General features: G+C 41.3%; 22 protein-coding genes. 15 read left to right on the plus strand and 7 right to left on the minus strand.

Annotated elements, in window-relative coordinates; translation table 11 throughout:
• The first annotated feature begins 357 nt into the window (after positions 1-357).
• Positions 358-972, plus strand: coding sequence for a TetR/AcrR family transcriptional regulator (locus V7L12_RS07845; RefSeq protein ID WP_335083612.1), 615 nt, complete (start codon positions 358-360; stop codon positions 970-972).
• Positions 973-1,131, plus strand: a complete 159-nt coding sequence (locus tag V7L12_RS07850; protein WP_334818784.1) for a hypothetical protein — start codon at positions 973-975, stop codon at positions 1,129-1,131. It abuts the gene before it with no gap.
• On the opposite strand, the gene infC is transcribed toward V7L12_RS07850, so the two are convergent.
• Positions 1,132-1,623, minus strand: coding sequence for a translation initiation factor IF-3 (gene infC, locus V7L12_RS07855; protein ID WP_334927146.1), 492 nt, complete (start codon positions 1,621-1,623; stop codon positions 1,132-1,134).
• Positions 1,624-1,861: 238 nt separating this feature from the next.
• Here infC and V7L12_RS07860 point away from each other — a divergent pair, with 238 nt between their 5' ends.
• The 7 genes from V7L12_RS07860 to V7L12_RS07890 all read left to right on the plus strand — a co-directional run bounded on the left by V7L12_RS07860 (position 1,862) and on the right by V7L12_RS07890 (position 10,825).
• A complete protein-coding gene (locus tag V7L12_RS07860) occupies positions 1,862-3,202 on the plus strand; it encodes a DEAD/DEAH box helicase (RefSeq protein ID WP_335083614.1) in 1,341 nt (446 codons plus the stop codon).
• A gap of 421 nt (positions 3,203-3,623) precedes the next feature.
• A complete protein-coding gene (locus tag V7L12_RS07865; RefSeq protein ID WP_335083616.1) occupies positions 3,624-5,276 on the plus strand; it encodes an adenylate/guanylate cyclase domain-containing protein in 1,653 nt (550 codons plus the stop codon).
• A gap of 26 nt (positions 5,277-5,302) precedes the next feature.
• Positions 5,303-5,965 carry a glycosyltransferase family 2 protein gene (locus V7L12_RS07870; RefSeq protein ID WP_335083619.1) on the plus strand — a complete coding sequence of 221 codons (663 nt, stop codon included), beginning with the start codon at positions 5,303-5,305 and terminating at the stop codon, positions 5,963-5,965.
• A 29-nt stretch (positions 5,966-5,994) separates the two neighbouring features.
• On the plus strand, positions 5,995-6,627 hold the full coding sequence (locus tag V7L12_RS07875) for a hypothetical protein (protein ID WP_335083621.1): 633 nt from the start codon (positions 5,995-5,997) through the stop codon (positions 6,625-6,627).
• A 44-nt stretch (positions 6,628-6,671) separates the two neighbouring features.
• Positions 6,672-7,412, plus strand: a complete 741-nt coding sequence (locus V7L12_RS07880) for a hypothetical protein (protein WP_335083623.1) — start codon at positions 6,672-6,674, stop codon at positions 7,410-7,412.
• A gap of 284 nt (positions 7,413-7,696) precedes the next feature.
• Entirely contained in the window at positions 7,697-9,064 is a 1,368-nt protein-coding gene (locus V7L12_RS07885; RefSeq protein ID WP_335083625.1) for an NAD-dependent succinate-semialdehyde dehydrogenase, read from the plus strand.
• Between the two features lie 117 nt (positions 9,065-9,181).
• On the plus strand, positions 9,182-10,825 hold the full coding sequence (locus V7L12_RS07890; RefSeq protein WP_292859977.1) for an acetolactate synthase large subunit: 1,644 nt from the start codon (positions 9,182-9,184) through the stop codon (positions 10,823-10,825).
• A gap of 139 nt (positions 10,826-10,964) precedes the next feature.
• Here the strand turns inward: V7L12_RS07890 and V7L12_RS07895 are convergent, their stop codons facing one another.
• Positions 10,965-11,228, minus strand: coding sequence for a hypothetical protein (locus V7L12_RS07895; protein WP_442947876.1), 264 nt, complete (start codon positions 11,226-11,228; stop codon positions 10,965-10,967).
• A gap of 79 nt (positions 11,229-11,307) precedes the next feature.
• Positions 11,308-11,544 (minus strand): hypothetical protein, encoded by a 237-nt coding sequence (locus V7L12_RS07900; RefSeq protein ID WP_335083628.1) that lies wholly within the window; start codon positions 11,542-11,544, stop codon positions 11,308-11,310.
• A 215-nt stretch (positions 11,545-11,759) separates the two neighbouring features.
• Between V7L12_RS07900 and V7L12_RS07905 the strand changes: the two genes are divergently transcribed.
• From V7L12_RS07905 to V7L12_RS07915, 3 genes are all read left to right on the plus strand, one after another.
• Positions 11,760-12,872, plus strand: coding sequence for an ATP-binding protein (locus tag V7L12_RS07905; RefSeq protein WP_335083630.1), 1,113 nt, complete (start codon positions 11,760-11,762; stop codon positions 12,870-12,872).
• A 2-nt stretch (positions 12,873-12,874) separates the two neighbouring features.
• Positions 12,875-13,066 carry a hypothetical protein gene (locus V7L12_RS07910; RefSeq protein ID WP_335083632.1) on the plus strand — a complete coding sequence of 64 codons (192 nt, stop codon included), beginning with the start codon at positions 12,875-12,877 and terminating at the stop codon, positions 13,064-13,066.
• A gap of 84 nt (positions 13,067-13,150) precedes the next feature.
• On the plus strand, positions 13,151-15,898 hold the full coding sequence (locus V7L12_RS07915; RefSeq protein ID WP_335083634.1) for an AAA family ATPase: 2,748 nt from the start codon (positions 13,151-13,153) through the stop codon (positions 15,896-15,898).
• A gap of 32 nt (positions 15,899-15,930) precedes the next feature.
• Here V7L12_RS07915 and V7L12_RS07920 read toward each other — a convergent pair whose 3' ends face one another.
• A complete protein-coding gene (locus V7L12_RS07920) occupies positions 15,931-16,245 on the minus strand; it encodes a hypothetical protein (protein WP_322691125.1) in 315 nt (104 codons plus the stop codon).
• A gap of 502 nt (positions 16,246-16,747) precedes the next feature.
• Here V7L12_RS07920 and V7L12_RS07925 point away from each other — a divergent pair.
• Positions 16,748-17,830, plus strand: coding sequence for a class I fructose-bisphosphate aldolase (locus tag V7L12_RS07925; protein ID WP_335083637.1), 1,083 nt, complete (start codon positions 16,748-16,750; stop codon positions 17,828-17,830).
• 128 nt (positions 17,831-17,958) lie between these two features.
• On the opposite strand, the gene V7L12_RS07930 is transcribed toward V7L12_RS07925, so the two are convergent.
• The gene (locus V7L12_RS07930; RefSeq protein WP_335083639.1) at positions 17,959-18,627 is read right to left on the minus strand and encodes a ribonuclease T2 family protein; all 669 of its coding nucleotides are present in this window, start codon (positions 18,625-18,627) and stop codon (positions 17,959-17,961) included.
• A gap of 344 nt (positions 18,628-18,971) precedes the next feature.
• On the opposite strand from V7L12_RS07930, the gene V7L12_RS07935 reads away from it, so the two are divergent.
• Positions 18,972-20,138, plus strand: a complete 1,167-nt coding sequence (locus V7L12_RS07935) for a pyridoxal phosphate-dependent aminotransferase (RefSeq protein WP_335083641.1) — start codon at positions 18,972-18,974, stop codon at positions 20,136-20,138.
• Positions 20,139-20,488: 350 nt separating this feature from the next.
• On the opposite strand, the gene V7L12_RS07940 is transcribed toward V7L12_RS07935, so the two are convergent.
• Positions 20,489-21,055 carry a Uma2 family endonuclease gene (locus V7L12_RS07940; RefSeq protein ID WP_335083643.1) on the minus strand — a complete coding sequence of 189 codons (567 nt, stop codon included), beginning with the start codon at positions 21,053-21,055 and terminating at the stop codon, positions 20,489-20,491.
• A gap of 81 nt (positions 21,056-21,136) precedes the next feature.
• Positions 21,137-22,306: a tetratricopeptide repeat protein gene (locus V7L12_RS07945; RefSeq protein ID WP_335083645.1), complete on the minus strand. Its 1,170-nt coding sequence runs from the start codon at positions 22,304-22,306 to the stop codon at positions 21,137-21,139.
• Between the two features lie 428 nt (positions 22,307-22,734).
• On the opposite strand from V7L12_RS07945, the gene V7L12_RS07950 reads away from it, so the two are divergent.
• On the plus strand, positions 22,735-24,015 hold the full coding sequence (locus V7L12_RS07950; protein WP_335083647.1) for a proton extrusion protein PcxA: 1,281 nt from the start codon (positions 22,735-22,737) through the stop codon (positions 24,013-24,015).
• Positions 24,016-24,049 lie beyond the last annotated feature (34 nt).

The following is a 24,049-nucleotide window of genomic DNA, read 5'->3' on the forward strand; positions in this document are numbered from 1 at the left end:
ACTAAACGGACTAGTTTAGTCAACATGATATAACTAAACTTGTCAATCATGTTTGCTCGGCATTATGCAGCTGAATGCTATTCCCTATTGGGATTGATTGTCTACTACAAGAAAGTAGAACAGAGGAAAGCTGACAATAGAGGCTTTTGAGCTTTATCGAAGGGTAAGTAAGTTGGCACAATTAAACCAAACTATGTGAAGAAAGATAAACTACACTAAAACCCTCTTTCCTCCTGCCTCCTACCTTATTCCAACGACAAATTTTTCCGCCGACCTACTTATGTTTATTTTCGCCATTTTGTACTGGGTATTTTGCAGCATCTATTAATATTGTTTATAAGAAAGGATGATTAATAAATGGTACGCATCAAAGCTGACGAAGTTGATCGAGACAATTCCGTTGATAAAGTGGAGCAAATTCTGCAAGGGGCAATGCAAGAATTCCTTCAACATGGCTATGCTGGTACAAGTATGGATCGGGTAGCACTAGCAGCAGGTGTTTCTAAAGCGACAGTCTACAGCCACTTTCAAGATAAAGAAGGACTTTTTAAAGTACTGTTAGAGCAACTGACAAGTAAAAAGAATAGCTCCATTTTTGGCACAGAACCGATTCAGGGAGAACCAGCCACCATACTGCGCCAGGTAGCAACCAAAGCATTAGATCAGATGCTTAACGACAAAGAACATAGTGCATTTATGCGAGTACTAATTGGGGAATCTGGGCGTTTTCCTGAGTTAGCTCAAATTTGTATTCAGGCAATGATTAAGCCAGTAGCAGAAACTCTCACTCACTACTTGGCGGCTCCAGAATTAAAGATACCTGACCCAGAGGCGACAGCAAGAATTCTCTTAGGAGCATTGGTGCATTTTCATATTACTCAAAATGTGATGCATGGACAGGACATTGTACCAATGGAAAGCGATCGCCTGATTGATGCCTTGACACACCTAATTACTAAATGCGCCGATTGATTGGTTATATCCCGGCGCGTGGCGCTTGTTTGGTCGGAAAGTCAAATTCACCTTGAGCAACAGTTGACTGTTTTTTCCATAGAAGCTACAGTACTATCTCCGGCTTTTTTCGTTCCTTACAAGCTGCCACAAATACATCTTCGAGCGATCGCCAGATAACTAGGCAGGAATGACTTGAACAACTAGGGCGCGTTTATCCAGCGACTGGATTTTACCTACTTGACTGAGATCGTTTGCAATTCGGTCTAGCAGTTCTCCCGCTTTGTCACGATATTGATGTTCTCGGCCTCGTAAACGAATGGCAAACTTGACAGAATCGCCTTTACTTAACCACTCACCTGCTTGTTCGATGCGTAAATTGTAATCAGCCACACCCACGTTTAGACCGAATCGAACTTCCTTTACCGTGGGCCTAGCACTTTGGCTCTGACGTTTTTTCTTTTGATACTGAAGCTTGCCATAGTTGAGAATCTTCGCGATTGGAGCGTCTTTACCTTGAGAGACTACAACTAAGTCAAGCTCTAAGCTTTCGGCTAGCTGTAACGCCTCATTGGTGTCGATCAGGCCACGATTGTTATTCTCATGGTCAATCAAGAAGACGCTAGGTGACTTGATTTGTGAATTAATCAGTTGCTTTTGGATTGCGATAATGAATTTCTCCTATTTGTTCAATACTTTGCTTTACAAGCAGGTAATGCCAATTTAACACAACACTGAATCAGAGCAACTTTAACAACACAAAGGATAGCAATCTGTTAGAATGAACTACTGCGGCACTCGCTCTTCAGTCTTTGCGCTACTGCCCATCCAGCTTTTCAATGATTTTTTATCCGTCCGCCTAAGACTGACGCCTTCATTGGCGACAGGCCGATGTTATTTTTGGAGTCTTATGTCTTTTTCCGATCTCGGCTTGTCCAATGAAATTATCCGTGCTGTTACCGAACGAGGGTACACGGAACCCACGCCAATCCAGATGCAGTCCATTCCTGCTGTCTTGTCGGGTAGAGATTTATTAGCTGGAGCACAAACTGGCACTGGAAAGACCGCTAGTTTTACACTGCCGCTCTTGCATCGATTGTCGTCCAACAAGAGCAAAAGTACGCTTAATGGATACCCACCAATCCGGGCGTTGATTCTCACTCCGACTCGCGAACTCGCTGCACAAGTGGAAGAAAGCGTGCGCGAGTACGGCAAGTACTTAAATCTCAACTCGATGATGATGTTTGGCGGAGTCAGTATTAATCTACAAAAACAGCGTTTGAGGGGTCGAGTGGATATTTTGGTCGCTACTCCAGGGCGACTGTTAGACCACGTACAGCAGGGTACGCTGAACCTATCGCAGATTGAGGTTTTGGTGCTGGATGAAGCCGATCGGATGCTGGACATGGGTTTTATTAATGATATCCGCCGCATCCTCTCACTCTTGCCCAAACAGCGGCAGAATTTGCTATTTTTCGCTACTTTCTCAGACAAAATTAAGGCACTGGCCGCTGGACTGCTCAATAACCCAACGATGATTGAAGTGGCACGCCGCAACATTACTGCGGACACGATCGCACAGAAAGTTTACCAGGTTGACCGTGACAAGAAACGCCAATTACTGGCTCATCTGATTCGGCGAGATAATTGGTATCAAGTGCTAGTGTTCACTCGCACTAAGTATGGTGCTGACCGTTTGGTGAAGCAGTTGGGCGAAGACCGCATTCAAGCATTGGCAATCCACGGTAATAAGAGCCAGCCGGTGCGTACCAACGCTCTGGCAAAGTTCAAAAATGGCAGCTTACAGGTATTGGTGGCGACAGATATTGCTGCTAGAGGTCTTGACATCAGCGAACTGCCCCATGTTGTTAACTTTGATTTGCCCAATGTACCAGAAGATTATGTTCATCGCATTGGTCGCACCGGTCGCGCTGGCGCATCAGGTGAAGCCATATCGCTGGTATGCGTCGATGAATACCCTCTATTGAAAGATATCGAAAAATTGATCGAGCAGCGTTTGCCGAGGGAAGTAATCGCTGGCTTTGGGCCTAATCTCGACATTGAGCCAGAAGCGATCCCAAATGGACGGCAACACAGAGCCAAGCCTGGAGGTGATAAGCGTCCGACTCGTACTCCTAAACCGTTACCACAGACATCGGCTAAACGTAAAGCAGCGCCACCTGCCACCAATGGTGAGAAACCTGGCGCTCGTTCATCTGGATCGCGCCGTTCTGCTAAACGCGATCGCTGATATTCGTTAGCTGTTCAATAGATTGATTTTTCACGGGTTCTGGAAAACCTCACTTCCATTCCTCTGGCCTACAAATTTTCGCTATATACACAAGTCTTTATAGAGTTGTGCCAGAGACTTTTCATCCTCCCAACCCCTTCTGATATTAAGTCCGGTTAATTACTTATGATTACCGAATCTGTGCAAAAATCCCAAAAGCCTCTTTCCCCCAGCAAGAACTGCGGTCTAAATGATAAGTCTTTAGCCAGACACGATATGAACTGAAACTCTAGCAAAATTGCCTCATTCAATGTAATATCTGTCACATACAATTGTCAGAATGCAGTTAACAGTGTCATAAAGAAAAGGTGAAGGTTAACCTGTAGGGTATAACTTACCTTAGAGTTGCTTGACCTCTAGCTTCGATGGATCTATCACACTCATGACTGAACTCACGCTACGCCTACAAGAGGGAGATACCGAGACAACGATCGCAGTTGACCAAGATATATTTACAATTGGTCGTTTGCCGGAATGTAACCTGTACTTACCTTTTGGTGGAGTATCTCGCAACCATGCTCGCCTAGTAAAAACGGCTGATGGTGTGTGGACTATTGAGGATCTGGGCAGCAAAAACGGGACGCAAGTCAATAAATATCTGGTTAACTATCCTCAAGAGTTACATCACGGCGATATCGTTTGGCTGGGCAATATTAGCCTGGTTGTACTGCTCACAACCCCTGTTTCTCAACCGACACCTGAGTATCCTGGAATTTCGGACATTAATGAGCAAAGAACAATCCTTCATAATGTTGAACAATTACAACAGCAATGGATTGCAGCTGATAGCAAAGATGGCAACATCAATAATAAGGACAAAACTATTGCCCGTCTCAAAGACTTAGTGGACATAGCGAAAAATCTTTGTGCAGCCGCGTCTATAGAAGAGATTTTTTCTCAGGTGCAGCAAGTAGTTTTTCGTTACCTTGATAGTATCGATCGCTTGGCATTATTAATTGATGTCAATGGTTGCGGCCAGTTGGAATTAATGAATGCTGCCACTAGAAACGTTTCCCAACACAAACATCTCCCCTCTGATGGTAGTTGGATTAGTCGTAGTATCTGTCAAAAGGTATTTGAGGAAAAAGTCGTCATTCAAACCGGTGATACTCATCAGGATGAACGGTTTGCTAGCGAACAGAGTATTTTAGTCAAAGGCATTCGTAGCGCGATGGCAGTGCCTTTATGGGATGAAAATAAAGTTGTGGGCGTACTGTATGCCGATGCCAATTTTTCTTCTTACCATTGGGCAAATGAAGGTGAAGAAGAATTGAGCTTTTTTTCAGCTTTAGCAAACCTTGTAGCTTCTAGTGTGCAGCGTTGGCTATTAGTAGAGAAACTCAAAACTGAAGAGATGATTCGTCACCGACTAGAACGTTATCATTCTCCAGCAGTTGTACAGCAGTTGATATCTGTAGGCGGATTACCGGGTGGTCGTTTAGCTCCCGCCGAGAGCGAAATCAGTATTTTGTTTGCTGATTTAGTTGGCTTTACGGCAATTTCTGAAAGGTTAACACCAACTGCGATCGCTCAACTATTAAATAATTTATTTGAAGAAATGCTAAAAGAAGTGTTTGGTTGCGGCGGCACTTTAGATAAATATATTGGCGATTGCATTATGGCATTTTTTGGCGCTCCAGAACCGCAAGCAGATCATGCCGATCGCGCTGTTACTGCTGCCAAGGGAATGCTCACTCGTCTCGAACATCTTAATGCCAATGGTTTTTGGCACGAACCCCTGCAATTACGTATTGCGATTAATAGCGGTAAAGCAGTGGTGGGAGATGTCGGTAGTTCCCAAAGGGTAGATTATACGGCATTAGGCGCGACGATTAATCTTGCTGCTCGGATGGAAGGAGTTTGTCCCCCTAGCGAATGCGTGATTAGTGAAGCCACCCATACAATGCTTTCACAACCCTCAGACTTCCAAGAAATGGGAGATTATCGTTTCAAAGGTATTGAGCGATTAGTTAAAATTTATCAGACGAAATTGCAACCAGTGCCAACAATCATTGCTCCAATCATTAATCTTTAGGGATTGGGCATTGAGCATAATGAAGAATGGGAATAATCACCAATTATGAATTACGAATTATAGTTTTAGATATCGATGATAATTGTGCAGGTGCTAGTGGATACCTACAAATTCAAAATATCTATCTAAATAACATCATTATTCTCATTCAGGAATATTGTATTTATTTTTATGGACATGTTGTTGAAAAGCAATGTAAAAACTTTTTTGCAAAATGTACTTGCCTCTCAGGAGCTTTTTCGTTAATCAAATATTCTGCATTTCAAGAATGTTTAGCGGCTTTTTCTCAAATACCAAAAAATGACGATGTGAATGCTATTAGTTGCCTTGAAATTGGAGAAGACCGTTACTTAACTACACTTTTAATTAGTAGGGTATACAACATTAGATATGTTCCAAATGCAATTGCTAAAACATTTTTACCAGAGACAATTAGTTCTTATATCACACAACAAAAACGATGGTTTCAGTCAACATTATATAATCAAATGGAGTTGCTATTTTTTCATAGCCCTTCTTTTGTAAAACCATTAAAACGGGGGTTTATTCAGTGGATAATTACATTTTTCCAATTTATTTATTGTTTACTAAACATTGCTACAATCTCTGTAATTATATCACAAGCTCAGTTTTTTAATAATTTTTTCCGCCGATTTGTATTGCTCTCGGAGTTTTGTTATATTCAGTAATTTTCAGTTTTTAAGTTATGAATAGTTCCATGAAACGAACTTATTTATGGATAATGTTTAATTTTTTAGTTTTGACTTTCGCTTTATACTATGGAATACTTGGTGGGATTATAAAATTTATACAGGAAGAGATTGACAAAAACTTAATTAGTTATATGACGTTATTGTTAATTATTTTTAGAACTCTCTTTGAAGTATATATTATATTAAAATTTTCTCATCCGAGGGAGTGGCTGAAACTATTTTCCGGATTTATCCTCTATCGCTTTTTTTGTGGGCTTTCTCCACTAATTATCTTGTATACTTTTGCAAATGTAGATAATCGTTCTTGGGGAACTCGTGGAATTAGTGATGAGAATCAAGGAATAAATCAAAAAGATGGATCTTTTTGGCAAGATTTGCCTTTTTTTAAAGGAAATTCTCAATGGAAAGCGGCTCAAACATCAGTTTTGATCGGTGGATTTTCTAAAAAGTTAATATTTATGTCCGCGTTCTTTTTTGTTAATTTACTTTTTATCCTTTTCATGTCAAATCCAGAAACGCAAGATATTGGATTTTTTATTTGTATTCTAATTCTTTCATTTGCCTTACTACCTCAGTGTTTTGTATCTTCTCTTTATTATGCTGGTCTTTGCTTTGTTCCCTTACCAAAGAAGAAGTAGCGATACACAAACAGCTGAAAATATTTCTGTACCAATTTCAAATTATGATTTCTCTATCTGATATATTAGATAAGTTAAGGACTGTATTACTAATAACAAAATTATTCACACAAACAACTAGTAAATATTTTGCAATTGTAGTAATAGTAGTTTTTTTAGATACATTCTTTTTCTCACATGAATACGGTTACACTTCCAGGATTTTAAAAAACAGCGATTATGTTTTAAAAACAAACCAAAATTCTCAGCTAAAATATAGTTATAAAGATTTTTTATTAGCACTTTGCCGAAGAGAAATAGGACAAGAAAATCCACCTAATAATATTGAGAACCGATTGGGTTTTATAGGTAAATACCAATTTGGAGAAGCTTTACTCAAAGACCTTGGTTATTACGATACTCCTAATCCTTATCTTGGTGGAGAAAATGGTGTAGATAAGAATTATTGGCGTGGTACATGGAAAGGAAAAAATGCAATTAATAGTAAGCAAGATTTCCTAAATAATAAAAACAATGTACAAGAAAAAGCTATTCAAGAGGCTTTTCGATATAAGTGGAGACTGATCGAAAATCAACTAAATGGACGTTCTATGAAAGAATTTATCGGACAACGACGAGAAAATGTAGTCATCACCACATCTGGAATTCTTGCAACTGCACATCTGTGTGGTGAAGGAGGAGTTATCAAGTTGCTGCTTAATAACCAAGTTTCTCAAGATGAAAATGGTACTTCTATTCTTGCTTACTTGAGAGAATTTGGCGGATTCCAAACACCTTTTGACTAGATAAATACGCAAGTAATTGCAAACGGCTTGACTCATAAGCATTTTTGCTTAGTTTAGTGCTATTTGGTCATTAGTCAATAGCAACTAACCACTGCCAAAAGACTGGTTTATAAATATAAATACTTAATTATTTTGTATATATTAGTTCAATTTTAATTGCAAATCTGTAATATCTAGCAACCATTTATTGAGTAAAAGACTAGAATTTGGGTGGTAGCTTCCAGAATTGATCTGTGTAACACTAGGAAGCCTAACGAAGCTATTTTTTAACGGGAGGTCAGGTAATGGCGATCGCTACCATTAATCCCGCCACTGGGGAGACGCTCAAAACCTTTGAGGCGCTCAATGATGAAGAGATTGTCGCTAAACTCGATTTAGCTAATCAGACTTTTGAACACTATCGTCAGACTAGTTTCTCTGAACGATCACACTGGCTGCAAAAAGCTGCTGATATTTTAGAGCAAGACAAAGCAGAATTTGCTAAGTTGATGACTCTAGAAATGGGTAAACCATTTAAAGCAGCGATCGCGGAAGTCGAAAAATGCGCCGTTGTCTGTCGCTACTATGCCGAACACGCCCCTGGTTTTCTAGCTGATGTCAGTATAAAAACTGATGCCAACCAGAGTTTTGTACGTTATCAACCAATGGGTGCGATTCTCGCAGTGATGCCGTGGAATTTCCCTTTCTGGCAAGTTTTCCGCTTTGCTGCACCAGCGCTAATGGCGGGAAATGTCGGCTTACTCAAACACGCTTCCAACGTGCCCCAGTGCGCCTTAGCAATTGAAGATATTATCCGACGGGCAGGTTTTCCTGAAGGTGCGTTTCAAACTCTATTAATAGGCGCTGCCAAAGTTGCTGATTTAATGGCTGATGACCGCGTAAAAGCTGCTACCTTGACCGGAAGCGAACCAGCCGGCGCATCCCTCGCTGTTGCTGCTGCTAAACAAATCAAAAAAACAGTTTTGGAATTAGGAGGAAGTGACCCATTTATTGTGTTAGAAAGTGCTGACTTAGAGACAGCAGTTGTCACAGCTACTACAGCGCGGATGTTAAATAACGGGCAATCATGTATTGCAGCAAAACGTTTTATTGTGGCAAATGCGATCGCAGACAAATTTGAAAAATTGCTTTTAGAAAAATTTGAGGCGCTGAAAATAGGCGATCCCATGCAACCAGATACCGATTTAGGCCCCCTGGCAACACCTGGTATTCTCCAGGATTTAGATCAACAAGTGCAAGCTGCTACAAAAAGTGGTGGTAAAGTCCTCATCGGTGGACATCCTTTATCAGATCGTCCTGGAAACTTTTATCCGCCAACGATTATCATAGATATCCCGCCTGAAGCAGCAATTGCCAAAGAAGAATTCTTTGGCCCGGTAGCCTTGTTATTTCGGGTTCCAGATATCGATGCTGCCATTAAACTCGCTAATGACAGCCCCTTTGGCTTAGGTGCAAGTGCTTGGACAACCAATAAACAAGAGAGCGATCGCTTAGTTGAGGAAATCGAAGCTGGTGCCGTGTTTATCAACAGTATGGTCAAATCCGATCCTCGGTTGCCCTTTGGTGGCATCAAGCGTTCTGGATATGGCAGAGAATTGAGTATCCAAGGTATACATGAGTTTGTCAATGTTAAAACTGTGTGGGTTAAATGATTAGTCATTAGTCATTAGTCATTGGTCATTGGTCATTAGCCAAAAAAATGACAAATGATTAATGACGAAGGACAAATGACAAAGGACAAATGACTAAAGAAATAGTTAGGAAATAAAATGAATACAGCAGAGTTATTGGTGCAGTGCCTAGAAAATGAAGGAGTGCAATACATTTTTGGACTTCCTGGTGAAGAAAACCTTCACGTTTTGGAAGCGTTAAAACATTCTTCGATTAAATTTATTACGACTCGTCATGAACAGGGTGCAGCATTCATGGCCGATGTCTATGGGCGCTTAACAGGAAAAGCCGGAGTGTGTCTTTCTACTCTTGGCCCTGGGGCAACAAACTTGATGACTGGAGTAGCAGATGCTAACCTTGATGGTGCGCCTTTAGTGGCGATTACCGGTCAAGTGGGAACAGATAGAATGCATATTGAATCCCATCAATATTTAGATTTGGTGGCAATGTTTGCACCTGTTACCAAGTGGAATAAGCAGATTGTGCGACCGAGTATTACACCAGAAGTAGTACGGAAAGCATTTAAGCGATCGCAATCCGAAAAACCTGGTGCAGTTCACATCGATTTGCCAGAAAATATTGCTGCCATGCCCGTCGAAGGCAAACCTTTGCGTAAGGATAATAGCGAAAAAACTTATGCATCTTTTGCTAGCATTCGGGCAGCAGCAGCCGCAATTTGCCAAGCAGTTAACCCATTAATTTTAGTCGGAAATGGGGCAATTCGCGCTCATGCAAGTGATGCCGTAACGCAATTTGCCACCCTGATGAATATACCTGTTGTCAATACTTTCATGGGTAAAGGCGTGATTCCCTACACCCATCACTTAGCTTTGTGGGCAGTGGGATTACAGCAAAGAGATTTCATTACCTGTGGGTTTGATAACACAGATTTAGTAATTGCGATCGGCTATGATTTGATTGAGTTTTCTCCCAAGAAATGGAATCGCAATGGTGAAATTCCCATTGTGCATATTGGGGTAAGTCCGGCAGAAATTGATAGTAGTTATATTCCTAACGCCGAAGTCGTGGGAGATATTTCAGATTCCCTCTATGAAATCTTAAAATTAGCAGACAGACAAGGTAAACCCGATCCCTTTGGCATCAGCTTAAGGTCAGATATTCGGGCTGATTACGAACAGTATGCCCATGATGACGGATTTCCGATTAAGCCGCAAAAGTTAATTTATGACTTACGCCAAGTCATGGGACCAGATGATATCGTCATCTCTGATGTTGGCGCACATAAAATGTGGATGGCTCGTCATTATCATTGCCATAGTCCCAATACTTGCATAATTTCCAACGGCTTTGCAGCTATGGGTATTGCCATTCCTGGCGCTTTAGCAGCAAAACTGGTTCATCCCAAGCGCAAAGTCGTTGCTGTCACAGGCGATGGCGGCTTTATGATGAATTCTCAAGAATTAGAAACAGCCTTGCGTGTTGGTACGCCTTTTGTCACCATAATTTTCAATGATGGTGGCTATGGCTTAATTGAGTGGAAGCAAGAAAATCAATTTGGCAAAGGAAACTCAGCCTTTGTGCATTTTAGCAATCCTGATTTTGTCAAATTAGCGGAAAGTATGGGTTTAAAAGGCTACCGAGTTGAATCAGCTTTAGATTTGATTCCCACTTTGAAAGAAGCCCTCGCTCAAGATGTGCCCGCCGTGATAGATTGTCCCGTAGATTATCGGGAGAATCACCGCTTCAGTCAAAAAGCTGGCGAGTTGACTTGTGCGTTGTAAAAATTACAGACGCGATTAATCGCGTCTGTACAAGAGTTAGGAGTAATTTATTCTTAACTCCTTATTAATTTCCACTCCTTTAACGTTTTGGTAGGGTGCGTTACGCCAAAGGCTAACGCACTGCTTTACTTCATTTCATTTATAGAGATATTTCTTCTCCTTCTTTGCGTCCTTTGCGTCCTTTGCGGTTCGTTAAAAAAACTACGAGTATCAAAGACTCATCCACGAGTATCAAAGACTCGTTCACGAGTATCAAAGACTCATTCACGAGTATCAAAGACTCGTCCGCGAGTATTAAAGACTCATTCACGAGTATCAAAGACTCGTCAGCGAGTATTAAAGACTCGTCAGCGAGTATTAAAGACTCGTCCACGAGTATCAAAGACTCGTCCACGAGTATCAAAGACTCGTCCGCGAGTATTAAAGACTCATTTACAATAAATTAGAAGTTATTGATTCTAACTCATCACTGATTTTTACTCTTACTTAATCGTCTTCTGGTTGGAATTTGTGCTTTCCTGCTTTTGGGCAATATTTTTTACTGCTTCGCATTGCCTTTTGTCAATATCTGACTTAATGATGAGTCCCTTAGTATTGAGCGCTATTTCAACTTGGTATTGACCATTCACCATATTAATCGCAGCGTAAGTTACTGTACCAAACATCATCACTCCGCAAAGTGATAAGGTAATTTGCAGAATTCCCAATTCTCGTTTCATTTTTAAAGCCTTTAATTCCTTACATTCCCATTACAACTTGGTGCTGGCTGAGAACGGAGTTGAGAAATAGTCATCCATTAGACGAGTTATTAGTTGATTATCGTTAAGTTCAGGATGACTCTAATTTAGTAGAGTGCAAGAGGCGATCGCTCAACAGCAAGGCTATTTAGCTAGTATAAAAACCTGATATACTCACAGCAGATTCTCCATGAGGAATGATGGCGCGCTCGCTCCGAGTAGCCCCAGAGCATATTGAAAAAGTCAAGTCAGCACCTCAGCGTAACGGCTATCCCAGCCAACAGTCCTTGGCTACTGATATAGGATTTTCTCTATCCACAGTCAAAAACTTTCTCACTGGTAAACCTGTTGACTATCTAAATTTTGTAGAACTTAGCAAAAAACTGGGGTTAGAGTGGCAAGACATTGCATACAAAGAACCAGAAACTCAACCGCCAAAACCTCAGCCAACTAACGGGGAAGCATCACCCTTCATCACTGGCGCACCCATCACCCAGCCGCGTTACTTTTTTGGGCGCGACAAAGAATTAAAACGTCTCTTCAACTTGCTCAAACGCCATCCCCTGCAAAACTCCGCCATTATCGGCAAAAAGCGTAGCGGTAAAACATCCCTGCTGCACTACCTCAAAAATATCACCACCACCCCAGCAGAACAGCTGCGTCCTGAGCAAAAATCTGACTGGCTACCGCATCCAGAAAATTACTGTTGGATTTTTGTAGACTTGCAAGACGCACGAATGCAAAGCCGAGAAGGTTTACTAAAGTACATCCTAGAATCTCTCAAGATACAAGTGCCTACACCTTGCGATTTAGATCGTTTCATGGAGATAGTCAGTGATAATTTGCATTTTCCCACAGTCATCTTATTGGATGAAATTAGTGTTGGCTTGCAACGCTGTCCAGAATTAGATGATGGCTTTTGGGAAAGTTTGCGGTCTTTGGCGACTAACCATACAGGGGGGAATCTAGCATTTGTCTTGGCTACCCCCGAATCACCGATTGACATGGCGCACAACACAGGACACAGTTCACCCTTTTTCAATATTTTCGGCTACACCGCACATCTGGGAGCATTGACTGAGATAGAAGCACGGGAATTGATAGCGAGTTCGCCCATTCCCTTCACTGACGAAGATGTAGAGTGGATTTTGACAGAAAGTCGCTGCTGGTCATTGTTGTTGCAAATCCTGTGTAGAGAAAGATTATTTAACTTAGAAGAAGGAGAAAATAATGATAATTGGCGTGAGGAAGGATTACGACAAATGAAACCATTTGCTGATTTATTAGTAGATTCAGAAGTAGCAGAGTAACTATGAAAGCACACCGAATTGAAACAAAGTTAACTAAAAACGAAACCTTGATTCTTGAGGATTTACTGTTTCAGGCAGGCGAAGCAGTAGAAATTCTAATCTTAGAACGTTTTTCCCAACCTTCAGAGTCTAACCCTTATCCTTTACAAGGAAAGGTTATTCATTATGATGAACCAATAGAGCCTGTTCCATAGAGGATTGGGAAGTGCTGTAATAACTGCGTTTGCAATGACAAGAATATCTTCAATATCTCTACTATTAACCTAAGCAGGCAAATTATGCCTTCTCAAAACCCACCCACTAATTACGCTGAAATCTACACCTATGCACCTAAACCACACTCAAATTTGATCGTAGGTGGTTTGCAACTATTGTTTTGGCTATTTTTTCGTCCTGTAGCTTGGGATCACTACAGAGAACATATTAGAGATGAGATTAATTCTTTAGCAGACTTAAACAAACCATCTGTATGGCAGCCAGTGCTACAAGGGTATTTAATTGTACCTCTCTGGGCTAATTTTATCCTTGGTTTAATATTTTGGGCATTAGGTCAGCCATTACCAAATATTTTGTCTATTGTGGCCTCAAGCTTAGGATGTTGTATAGCGTTAAGCGTGGCGTTAGGCGTGGTGTTAGGCGTGGCGTTAGGCGTGGCGTTTGGCGTGGCGTTTGGCGTGGCGTTAGGCGTGGCGTTTGGCGTGGCGTTTGGCGTGGCGTTTGGCGTGGCGTTTGGCGTGGCGTTTGGCGTGGCGTTTGGCGTGGCGTTTGGCGGCGTGGCGTCAGGCGTGGCGTTTGGCGTGGCGTTTGGCGTGGCGTTTGGCGTGGCGTTTGGCGTGGCGTTTGGCGTGGCGTTTGGCGGCGTGGCGTCAGGCGTGGCGTTTGGCGTGGCGTTTGGCGTGGCGTTTGGCGTGGCGTTTGGCGTGGCGTTTGGCGTGGCGTTTGGCGTGGCGTTTGGCGTGGCGTTTGGCGTGGCGTCAGGCGTGGTGTCAGGCGTGGCGTTAGGCGTGGCGTCAGGCGTGGCGTTAGGCGTGGCGTTTGGCGTGGTGTTAGGCGTGACAGAAAAAATTGATGATGAATATTTTAATGGACTGATGGCAGTAGGCTTGTTCTTCGTTATACCAGGAGGTCTAGGCTTTGGTGTAGCTAGTGGTCTGGTACATGGTGTAGGGTTAGGCGTTGCGTATGGTGTTACTTTTACTGTGCTGTTCTTTCTAGGTATCACTATCAACTTATGGCGACCAATAGTTTTATACCCATCACTCCAATTATGGAATTTAGCACTTTATCGGTTAGAAAAAAACCGCATCAACCAGCCTTCTATTTTTTTAAGATTGTCTAATATATTTCCTTATCGAATTAATCAAAGGCACAACAATGAAACATTTCTAGAGTCCATATTACCTTTGCCTTCTCAACAAATTGAGAGAAGTACCGATGAGTATTCAAGTTCATTACGCTATCATTCAGCCTTTTGGGATCAATTTCAACGCATACCTTTATATAACTTAGATAAATACTTACTTTTAGTCATAGAACATAACCCAAGCGAGGATGAAGCTGCCATTGATTATCTCAATGAAAGTCCCCAAAAGTGGGTTGTTCAAATTTGCAAAAATGCACTGAGTCTAAGAAAATGTGGTGATGTAGAAGTTATACGTCAGCTTTATCGCACCATAGAACTTAATGAATTAGGGAACTCAATTGATTCTGTCCTACGCATCTTTACTCGCATCAGTCAGGATGTAGACGCAGCATTAGAACAAAAAAGTAATTACAACCAACGTCTAGTTCTCAATGCTGTAGCAGAGCGTTTAGATCAACAATTAGAAAACTTTAATCACAGTAACAACAAATACGCTTCGTTCTTTTATCCCTTTGCAAAAAGATGGCTTGAAATAATAAACAACAAAACAGAAGAACTGGCTAAGATTACTGAACTAAGTCAAGAGATTGACTCACCTTACATCATCGGCGTACCCCTCACATTAGAGCAAGAAATTTTCACGGGGCGTGATGACATCGGCTTACGCATTGAGCAACTACTTTTAGATCGCCGTCGCCCACCTCTGCTACTATATGGTCAGCGACGCATGGGTAAAACTTCCCTCCTCAACAACATCGGAAAATTACTACCCAATTCCATCATCCCGATGTTTGTAGATTTGCAAGGCGCACCTTCATCAGCCAGTGACCATGCAGGTTTTCTCTACAACCTGGCTAGAGAGATGGAGAAGTCAGCAAAAAAGCAAGGTTTAACTTTACCGTCCCTAGCCCGCGAAGTGCTAAAATCTGACCCCTTCACCTATTTCGATGAATGGCTAGATAAAGTAGAACAGGCTCTAGAACAAAATACCGCCTTACTAGCGCTAGATGAATTCGAGGTGCTAGACAACGCCATATCCAAAGGTCGCTTTGATGAACAAGATGTTTTGGGTATGCTGCGTCACCTCATCCAACACCGTCCCCGCTTCAAGGTGTTACTGGCTGGCTCTCATACTATCGAAGAATATCAGCGCTGGGCTAGTTATCTCATTAATGTCCAAGTAGTGCATATCTCCTACCTCAAAGAAGCGGAAGCACGACAATTAATTGAACGTCCCGTCAAAGATTTTACCCTCCGCTATGAACCCAACGCTGTTGAGCGAGTGCTAAAACTCACCCGTTGTCACCCGTTCTTAGTACAACTACTCTGCGCGGAAATTATTGTCCTTAAGAATGAACAAGACCCTTCTATCCGGCGATTGGCAACTTTCGCGGATGTGGAAACCGCGATACCAGAAGCTTTGCAAAGTGGTGGTTTTTTCTTTGCTGATATTCAAAACAATCAAGTAGACGCTACTGGACAAGCTATTCTACGTTTTATCGCCGCTCAAGGGGAAGGGTCTATAGTTAGCCGCCAAACTTTATTGCAACAGTTTCCTAATGCTGATATTACTCTCAAATTGCTGTTGCAACGTGAGTTAATTGAGGAAGTTGACGACGGCTATAGCTTCCAGGTGGAGTTGATTCGCCGCTGGTTTATTTAAATCATGTCTAATAAGTTAACTTCTGACAAATACTATTTGTGCTGACGTAATTGCTCTACTATATAGTCTTCTAGTTCTTGTTTTTCTCTGTTACTAGCATTTCGTTGATAAGTTCTTCCAGTTTCTTGAATAAACCTACGTTTCTCGCTGGGTGAAGATTTGAGTTTACCTCCAGTTCCTTGCAGCTTTTGCTGTAATTCTTCCCAAGTCTTTTCACCCACACTTTCACCTAGTTTGACCAGTGCCTTTGGGAGTAACATTTTTGCCTCTCGTTGAAAATCTTCTTCTGTCTCAAGGGAAGCTAAATCTATATTGCTGAAGTCGATATCGATTTGAAACTTACTCATAAAATTGTATTTATTCTGTTCAAAATTATTACCACAATTGGGGGAAGATGGATTTTCAATTTTCAGCTACGATCCCAATATAGTATGATTGTACTGTTTGAAGTTGATAACTGAGTTGAAAACATTAGACCTCTTGCATAAGTTGAATAAACCCCCCTTTATCCCCCCGATATATTGGGGGGAAACTTGAAATCTTGCCCCCTCCCCTTGACAAGGGGAGGGTTGGGGAGGGGTGATTCAAGGATTTTTGCAAGAGGTCTATTAATTCCGAAAGTTGATTGAATACTTCCGGTAGTATAGCCCTACTTAATCATTCACAACAAGATTCCCGACTTCTTAAAAGTTAGTAGGGAATCTGAGCCTTTTGATTTTCACTTATACAATAAGATTGCTATATCTTCAGAAAGAAGACATATCACTAATCTCTGTACAACCAAGTTAGCAATATTAGAAATGCTATCTTAAAGGCAAGGTCATTTGCTCAAACTTTGAGGATAATACTATGACTACAACGCTAAAAGAGGCTAATTCTATTGAGTCATTGCTAGGTAAAGAGGCAGAAGACCTACTTACCCACAAAGCAAAAGTTTCTCGTGATTTAATACATTTGCCGGGCCCTGACTTTGTAGATCGAATCTGGCTTAACAGCGATCGCAATCCTCAAGTATTGCGTAATCTCCAGTTACTTTATTCTACTGGTCGTCTGGCAAACACAGGTTATCTCTCGATTTTACCGGTAGACCAAGGGATTGAACACTCAGCTGGCGCGTCTTTTGCGCCCAACCCGATTTACTTCGATCCAGAAAATCTTATCAAATTAGCGATCGCCGCAGGTTGCAATGCTGTTGCTACCACTTTGGGAACGTTAGGTATAGTTTCGCGCAAATATGCCCACAAAATTCCCTTTATTGCCAAAATCAATCACAACGAATTGCTGACTTTCCCTAATCAATTTGACCAGGTATTGTTTGCTGATGTCGAACAAGCTTGGAATTTAGGGGCCGCGGCGGTAGGTGCGACAATTTACTTTGGTTCAGAGCAGTCTACCAGACAAATCCAAGAAATCAGCAAAGCTTTTAAACGCGCCCATGAACTCGGTTTAGTGACAATTCTCTGGTGTTATCTGCGGAATAACGCTTTTAAACAAGATAAAGATTACCACGTTGCGGCTGACCTCACCGGACAGGCGAATCATTTGGGTGTAACCATTGAAGCCGACATTATTAAACAAAAGTTACCCGAAAATAACAATGGTTACGGAGGAGTTGCTAAAGCCACTGGTAAGAGTTACGGCAAAACTGATGAGCGCGTTTACACGGAATTAACAACTGATCACCCAATTGATTTAACTCGTTACCAAGTACTAAATTGCTATTCTGGGCGTGTGGGGTTGATTAATTCTGGTGGCGCGACTGGTAAAAATGATTTCGCCGAAGCAATACGCACCGCCGTAATCAACAAACGCGCTGGTGGTTCAGGATTAATTTCTGGGCGAAAGACCTTCCAACGTCCCTTTGAGGAAGGTGTAAAACTGTTTCACACCATTCAGGATGTTTACTTGTCGCCAGATGTGACGATAGCTTAGGGATTGGGGAAGGTGGGGCCCCCTCTGGGGATAAGGGGTAATGGGGACTGGGGAGGTAGGAGTTAGCAGTTATAACAATTATTTCCCCAATGCCCAATGCCCCATGCCCAATGCCCAATGCCCCATTACTATCTAACGTTTCTCAATAAGAAATCAGGCTGACCACAACTTTTTTGCGATCGCTTCAAAATTTCGGCGCTACAAATACCAGGTTCACCGTTTTTGGAATAACAAAAGAAGACTTCTTGTAAAAATCTTCCTGAACCAGAACAAAAAGGTGCTACACCATCAGCAGTAATTTGATTATTCGCACTCACAAATGAATTTTTAAAATTTGTAATTGTGGTACGCACGGGTTGATTAGGGCGATTATAAGCTGCGGGAATAGCGATCGCATCTTTTAACTTTTTACTCAATGCCAAGTATTCCGCAGGAGTTTTCCCCGAACAAGTACCATGTTTTTCCCATTCATGATCGGGAAGTTTCGCGCTAGGAAACAAATTAGGAAACCGTCGTTTTACTTCCGACGGTAACTTTTGTGTGGAACAATTAGCAGGATAACCAGTTTGGTACTGCGGCCACAAACCATGTAGTACAAAACCAAGTTTCCTTCCAGAACCGCACTGCTGTGGGTCACTGGTACCATTTTTTGCACAATAATCTGGCGACCAAGAGAGTGTCAGTACATAAAAATCAAATTTACCCGGAGTACCGCGATTTTGAGCAATGGCAGCATTAGGTATAAAAATACCAGTAATTAGTAGAGAAGATGCAATTAAAAGTTTCTTAATCTGCATAAAAACAGTTAGTTTCCACTAAAAATAAAGTTATATACGATACATTCTTAAGAGTCAATAATCAAACTGCTTCGCAGAGTCATTAGTCATTAGTTACTCTCCCCTGCTCCCTAGACCTCTTGCATAAATCAAAAATAAAGAACCGCACCCCGCATTTGCTGACGTAAACGCTCCCCTCCCCGATGCTTTGGGGAGGGGTGTTAGGGACTTTTGCAAGAGGTTTCCTCATCTCCTCATTCCCCAGTTCCCGATCCCCAATCCCCAATGAATTCAGAAAAAGCAAATCTTGGTAGGGATTCTGGGATATCCTTAGATAAGTGAAAGATTTGCCAAAAATAGTAAGAATGAAGCTGGCAGCAAGAGTAAGTCAGGTAACACCTTCATTAACCTTAGCGATCGCAGCCAAGGCTAAGGCACTGAAGGTGGAAGGAATAGATGTTTGTAGTTTTAGCGCTGGAGAACCAGATTTTGATACCCCGGCGCATATTAAAGCCGCAGCAGTAAAAGCTTTGGATGAAGGCAAAACCAAGTATGGTGCAGCAGCCGGAGAACCAAAGTTAAGGGAAGCGATCGCCCACAAGCTTAAAATTGACAACAGTCTTGATTACAAGTCAGAGAATGTGATTGTCACCAATGGCGGAAAGCATTCTCTGTACAACTTAATCGTGGCATTGATCGATGCAGGTGATGAGGTAATTATCCCTGCACCCTACTGGCTAAGTTATCCCGAAATGGTGACTTTGGTCGGCGGGGTTCCAGTAATTGTCCCTACAGATGCAACGACGGGTTATAAAATTACTCCCGAACAACTCCGTAAAGCAATCACGCCGAAGACGAAGTTATTTATCCTCAACTCCCCATCTAATCCCACAGGGATGGTTTACACGCCAGATGAAATCAAAGCACTGGCGCAGGTAGTAGTTGATGCAGATATCTTTGTTGTCTCTGATGAGATTTACGAAAAAATTCTCTACGACGGTGCAGAACATATCAGCATCGGTTCTCTAGGGAAGGAAATTTTTGACCGCACTTTGATTAGTAATGGGTTTGCGAAGGCTTATTCCATGACTGGGTGGCGTATCGGTTATTTAGCGGGGCCCGTGGAAATCATTAAAGCAGCGAGTACCATCCAAGGGCATAGTACATCTAACGTGTGTACCTTTGCCCAATATGGTGCGATCGCGGCACTACAAAGTCCTCAAGATTGTGTCGAAGAAATGCGCCAAGCCTTCGCCAAACGCCGACAGGTAATGCTAGACAGACTCAACGCCATTCCCGGATTGAGTACCGCAAAACCAGATGGCGCTTTTTATCTGTTCCCTGATATCAGCAAAACCGGTCTAAAATCTCTAGAATTTTGTGACGCTTTACTGGAAGAACATCAAGTTGCAGTCATTCCCGGAATTGCTTTTGGCGCTGATGACAACATTCGCCTTTCCTACGCCACAGATATGGCGACTATTGAAAAGGGAATGGATAGATTAGAGAAATTTGTTAAGTCGCGTATTTAGTCAGTTGTCACTTGTACTGAGCGACTTGTGCCGAGCGTTCGCGTAGCGTCTCGTAGAGAAGCCGAGGTAAGCCGAAGTATTTGTCATTTGTGAGGAGAATTTACCAACTCTCCAACTTTTTAACTCCACCTTTTCGACTCAGAAGGGGTGGAGTTCATTTTTAAACCTGAAGTTCCGAGTTCCGAAGCTGAAGTTTCGTGTTCCGAAGCTGAAGTTTCGTGTTCTGAAGCTGAAGTTTCGTGTTCTGAAGCTCAAATTTCATGTTCCGAAGCTCAAATTTCGTGTTCTGAAGCTGAAGTTTCGTGTTCTGAACTTGAAATTCCGTGTTCTGAAGCTCAAGTTCCGCGTATTCACACAAACAACCACGCTACAGTGCAAACAAAATTTGGTAACAGAGGTGAAGAGAGGTCATCTGTTGCGAATAATGTTGCCACTAATTTCAGAACTGCTTTTTCTCGGCGATACACCTCAACCTGTTGTAATTGCCAGTTCAAAATCCAATATTCTTGAACTCCTCTAGAAGCATATAATTTTAGCTTGATTTGGCGATCGCGTCGCTCATTTTGGACTCCAGGGGAAAGTACTTCTACAACCAGTTCTGGCGCTCCCGTTAAATGTCCTTCTTGGTCAAGTAAAATGGCGAGGCGTTCTTTACTTACCCAAACCACATCGGGAATAACGTTATCTGCATCACTAAAAATAATTCCTGGTGTTGGGACAGCCTCACCAAGACTTGTTGAGAGTGACCAAGTTCTTAATTCTCCACAAATATTTGCTATAGCTTTTTGATGTCCCCAATGCGGTGCCCTAGTCACAAACAATTCCCCATCAATAATTTCGTAGCGATTACCGTTATCTGGCAATAACTCTAAGTCTGCACTTGTCCAACGTATCCGTTCATCAATGGTTTGGCTCATCGAAACCTCTAAAATATTGATACTAATATCCTAATGTCATTTGTCATTTGTCATTTGTTATTATCCTCCATGCCCAATGCCCTACATCAACTCCATCTCCTCCAACCCTTGGCGTAGTCTCTTCGCCTCTTGGGGATTATACCTTTCGTGAAGGGCGATCGCTTTTTTAAAAGCTGCTAAACTATCTTGATGATTGCCAATTTTCAGCAACACTACCCCTAAATTTTGATATGCTTCGGCATAGTTGGGATTTAAGGTGATTGCATGTTGATAATATACGATCGCATCTGTAAATAAACCCAAAGCCTTAAATGTCATCGCCAAATTATAATGTCCAAAAACAAAAGTAGGGTCAATTTTCAAAGCTGTGGCATAAGCAGTTTTCGCACCGTTGAAATCTCCTGCTGCTTTGAGTAAGTTACCCAAGTTGTTGTATGCTCCTAGTTTAAGCATGGGATAAATTGGCAATTTGATGGCAGCTTGATAGTGAGAAATCGCCTGTGGGGATTTTTGCAACCGACTGTAAGCTATTCCTAAATGATAGTGGAGTTCATATAAAATATCGTAGTTATCTTCAGCAACCGTGATTCCTCGTCTTAGTAAATCCATACCTTGAGAAATTTTCCCAGTTTGTACATACAATGCCCCTAATTTACTGCAAACATAGGGGTCATCAGGATGAGTTGCGAGAAACCCTTCCATCGCCGTAGCGGCTTTGGCATATTTGTTATTTTGAGCGATCGCACTTTTTTGATATCCTGTGTGTACAAGTGCCACCCCTGGTAAATAACCTACTTGCCAGTGGGGTTCTCTGGCTAAAATTTCTGACACACTATCATCTACCAAGGCATGGTAAGGACGGTCAAAACGAATGTCTGGATGATTGCGAAATAGCCTGGAAACCAGAGAATATGGGGATTGTTCTGCACCAACTTCCTGGCGGACGAGGTTGATGAGCAGGTATTCATCTCTAGCGATCGCCTCTCGTAACTGCGGTACAATTGCAGGAGTCAGAGTTTCATCAGCATCTAATACCAAAATCCAATCACCAGTGACATATTTTAGAGCTGCATTGCGGGCAGCACTGAAATCATTACACCATTTAAAATGATGGACTTTTGCACCGAGTTGTTGGGCAATATTGGGAGTGCGATCAATTGAGCCTGTATCCAAGACTATCATTTCATCCACTACTTTTCTCACACTGCTCAGGCATTTAGGCAGTGTTGCTGCTTCGTTTTTCACAATCATGCATAGACTCAAACTCATAATTTAAAACTTGGGAGTGGGGAGTAGTGAATAGAGGGATAAGGGAGATGAGAAAGCAACATCTTTACTTCCTATTCTCTTTAACAGTGATAGACTTTGCATAGTGGAAGATTTGCCTCGATTATGAAATGTTACAATCAAGGCTTTTCTATAGAGCAGAAATACTAACAAATGGTATTAATTATGACAGTGTAATCGAGAAACTGGCAATATAAATAACCAGTGTAAATTTATGCTGATCCATCTGAGTTTACAGGTAATATAAAATTGCTAGCGTAGGCGTAGCCCGTCGTAGACATCGCATTAGGGAATATTACCTGAATCTCGATTGGACTAACTATTTAGCTGTTATTACCCATTTTTTATGATTATATAACTATAATACACATTATCTAAAAGTCATATATGTAATGAAAAACTCACTTACCAGAACAGCAGAATTACTCCGCCAAAATTTCCAAAAATATTTGCGATCGCTTAACCGTTGGTTTTCAGATACACCAGAAAGGGCACTTTTAGAAGCTTACCAAGCAGCTCAGAGAATTAAAAACATTGAGAACGAACATTTTGATCAGAAAAAAATATCTTTACAATCAGTAAAATATACTGAAAATGTCATGTCTTATTGGCAAGTATATCTTAATAAGAACCTAACTATTATTAAGATTAGGCTTGCGGAATTCCAGCTTAGTCGGGGAATTGTCAATATCTCTAATTCTGTTTTATTAGAAAAATTGAAGGTTATTGATGAAGTAGTAGAGAAGTATGCTATCAAAGATGAACTAATTAACAATACTCCATTAGTGTCAACTTATCAGCCTTTAAACATTAATAATAAGGAAATCAAAAAACAGCTAAATTCATCTAACATAAATGATCCTCAACTTAAGGCTCCTCAAAAAACTGGACTGCCTAAGAGTTCTCTTGGCAGAAGAATTAATAGAATTCAAGTAGATTTTGCACCGCAGACAGAAGAAGAGTTTGTCAGAAATTATCGCATTTCTAAAGGTAGAACAATAATTGCCCTGCGATTTTTAATAGTTATCATTATTGTACCGCTTTTAACTCAATATTTATCTAAAGAATTTTTAGTAACTCCAATACTAGAAAGAGTTAGAGGAGATAATACAACTAAAATATTCATCAATTCTGACATGGAAAAAGAAGCTCTCCATGAATTACATAATTTTCAAGAAGAACTGAGATTTGAATATTTTATTAATCAAGCACCACCACTTTCTTCAGAGTTAACACAAGAAAAAATCAAAAGTAAAGCAATTGAAATCTCTGAAGAATTTAGCAGAAAAAGTAATAGTAGTATTAGTAATGCTTTAGCTGATTTAATATCACTCTTTTCTTTTGGTATAGTTATCGCCATGAGCAAAAGAGAAATTATGATTCTTAAGTCTTTTATGGATACGATTGTCTCTGGTCTCAGCGATAGTGCCAAGGCTTTTTTAATTATTCTGTTTACAGATATATTTGTCGGATTTCACTCACCAGATGGGTGGGAAGTCCTTCTGGCGGGATTGGCAGAACATTTAGGTCTACCAACCAGTAGAAATGTAATCTTTTTATTTATTGCTACATTTCCTGTGATTTTAAACACTATCTTTAAATACTGGATATTCCGCTATCTCAGTCGTTTATCTCCATCAGCATTAGCTACATTAAAAGAGATGGACGAGTAATTTGTAATTATCCAACGCCCAAATTCACTTACTT

The sequence above is a fragment of the Nostoc sp. genome, from assembly GCF_036918245.1.
In the GTDB taxonomy this organism is placed as follows: Bacteria; Cyanobacteriota; Cyanobacteriia; order Cyanobacteriales; family Nostocaceae; genus Nostoc.

What these genes read in the sequence shown, in the direction of transcription:
- V7L12_RS07915 (WP_335083634.1), top strand. Translation starts at nt 13,151, where the DNA reads ATGCCTTCTCAAAACCCACCCACTAATTACGCTGAAATCTACACCTAT.
- V7L12_RS07865 (WP_335083616.1), top strand. Translation starts at nt 3,624, where the DNA reads ATGACTGAACTCACGCTACGCCTACAAGAGGGAGATACCGAGACAACG.
- V7L12_RS07890 (WP_292859977.1), top strand. Translation starts at nt 9,182, where the DNA reads ATGAATACAGCAGAGTTATTGGTGCAGTGCCTAGAAAATGAAGGAGTG.
- V7L12_RS07870 (WP_335083619.1), top strand. Translation starts at nt 5,303, where the DNA reads ATGGGAATAATCACCAATTATGAATTACGAATTATAGTTTTAGATATC.
- V7L12_RS07920 (WP_322691125.1), bottom strand. Translation starts at nt 16,245, where the DNA reads ATGAGTAAGTTTCAAATCGATATCGACTTCAGCAATATAGATTTAGCT.
- V7L12_RS07845 (WP_335083612.1), top strand. Translation starts at nt 358, where the DNA reads ATGGTACGCATCAAAGCTGACGAAGTTGATCGAGACAATTCCGTTGAT.
- V7L12_RS07860 (WP_335083614.1), top strand. Translation starts at nt 1,862, where the DNA reads ATGTCTTTTTCCGATCTCGGCTTGTCCAATGAAATTATCCGTGCTGTT.
- V7L12_RS07930 (WP_335083639.1), bottom strand. Translation starts at nt 18,627, where the DNA reads ATGCAGATTAAGAAACTTTTAATTGCATCTTCTCTACTAATTACTGGT.
- V7L12_RS07945 (WP_335083645.1), bottom strand. Translation starts at nt 22,306, where the DNA reads ATGATTGTGAAAAACGAAGCAGCAACACTGCCTAAATGCCTGAGCAGT.
- V7L12_RS07905 (WP_335083630.1), top strand. Translation starts at nt 11,760, where the DNA reads ATGATGGCGCGCTCGCTCCGAGTAGCCCCAGAGCATATTGAAAAAGTC.
- V7L12_RS07950 (WP_335083647.1), top strand. Translation starts at nt 22,735, where the DNA reads ATGAAAAACTCACTTACCAGAACAGCAGAATTACTCCGCCAAAATTTC.
- V7L12_RS07880 (WP_335083623.1), top strand. Translation starts at nt 6,672, where the DNA reads ATGATTTCTCTATCTGATATATTAGATAAGTTAAGGACTGTATTACTA.
- V7L12_RS07885 (WP_335083625.1), top strand. Translation starts at nt 7,697, where the DNA reads ATGGCGATCGCTACCATTAATCCCGCCACTGGGGAGACGCTCAAAACC.
- V7L12_RS07900 (WP_335083628.1), bottom strand. Translation starts at nt 11,544, where the DNA reads ATGAAACGAGAATTGGGAATTCTGCAAATTACCTTATCACTTTGCGGA.
- V7L12_RS07875 (WP_335083621.1), top strand. Translation starts at nt 5,995, where the DNA reads ATGAAACGAACTTATTTATGGATAATGTTTAATTTTTTAGTTTTGACT.
- V7L12_RS07910 (WP_335083632.1), top strand. Translation starts at nt 12,875, where the DNA reads ATGAAAGCACACCGAATTGAAACAAAGTTAACTAAAAACGAAACCTTG.
- V7L12_RS07940 (WP_335083643.1), bottom strand. Translation starts at nt 21,055, where the DNA reads ATGAGCCAAACCATTGATGAACGGATACGTTGGACAAGTGCAGACTTA.
- V7L12_RS07925 (WP_335083637.1), top strand. Translation starts at nt 16,748, where the DNA reads ATGACTACAACGCTAAAAGAGGCTAATTCTATTGAGTCATTGCTAGGT.
- V7L12_RS07935 (WP_335083641.1), top strand. Translation starts at nt 18,972, where the DNA reads ATGAAGCTGGCAGCAAGAGTAAGTCAGGTAACACCTTCATTAACCTTA.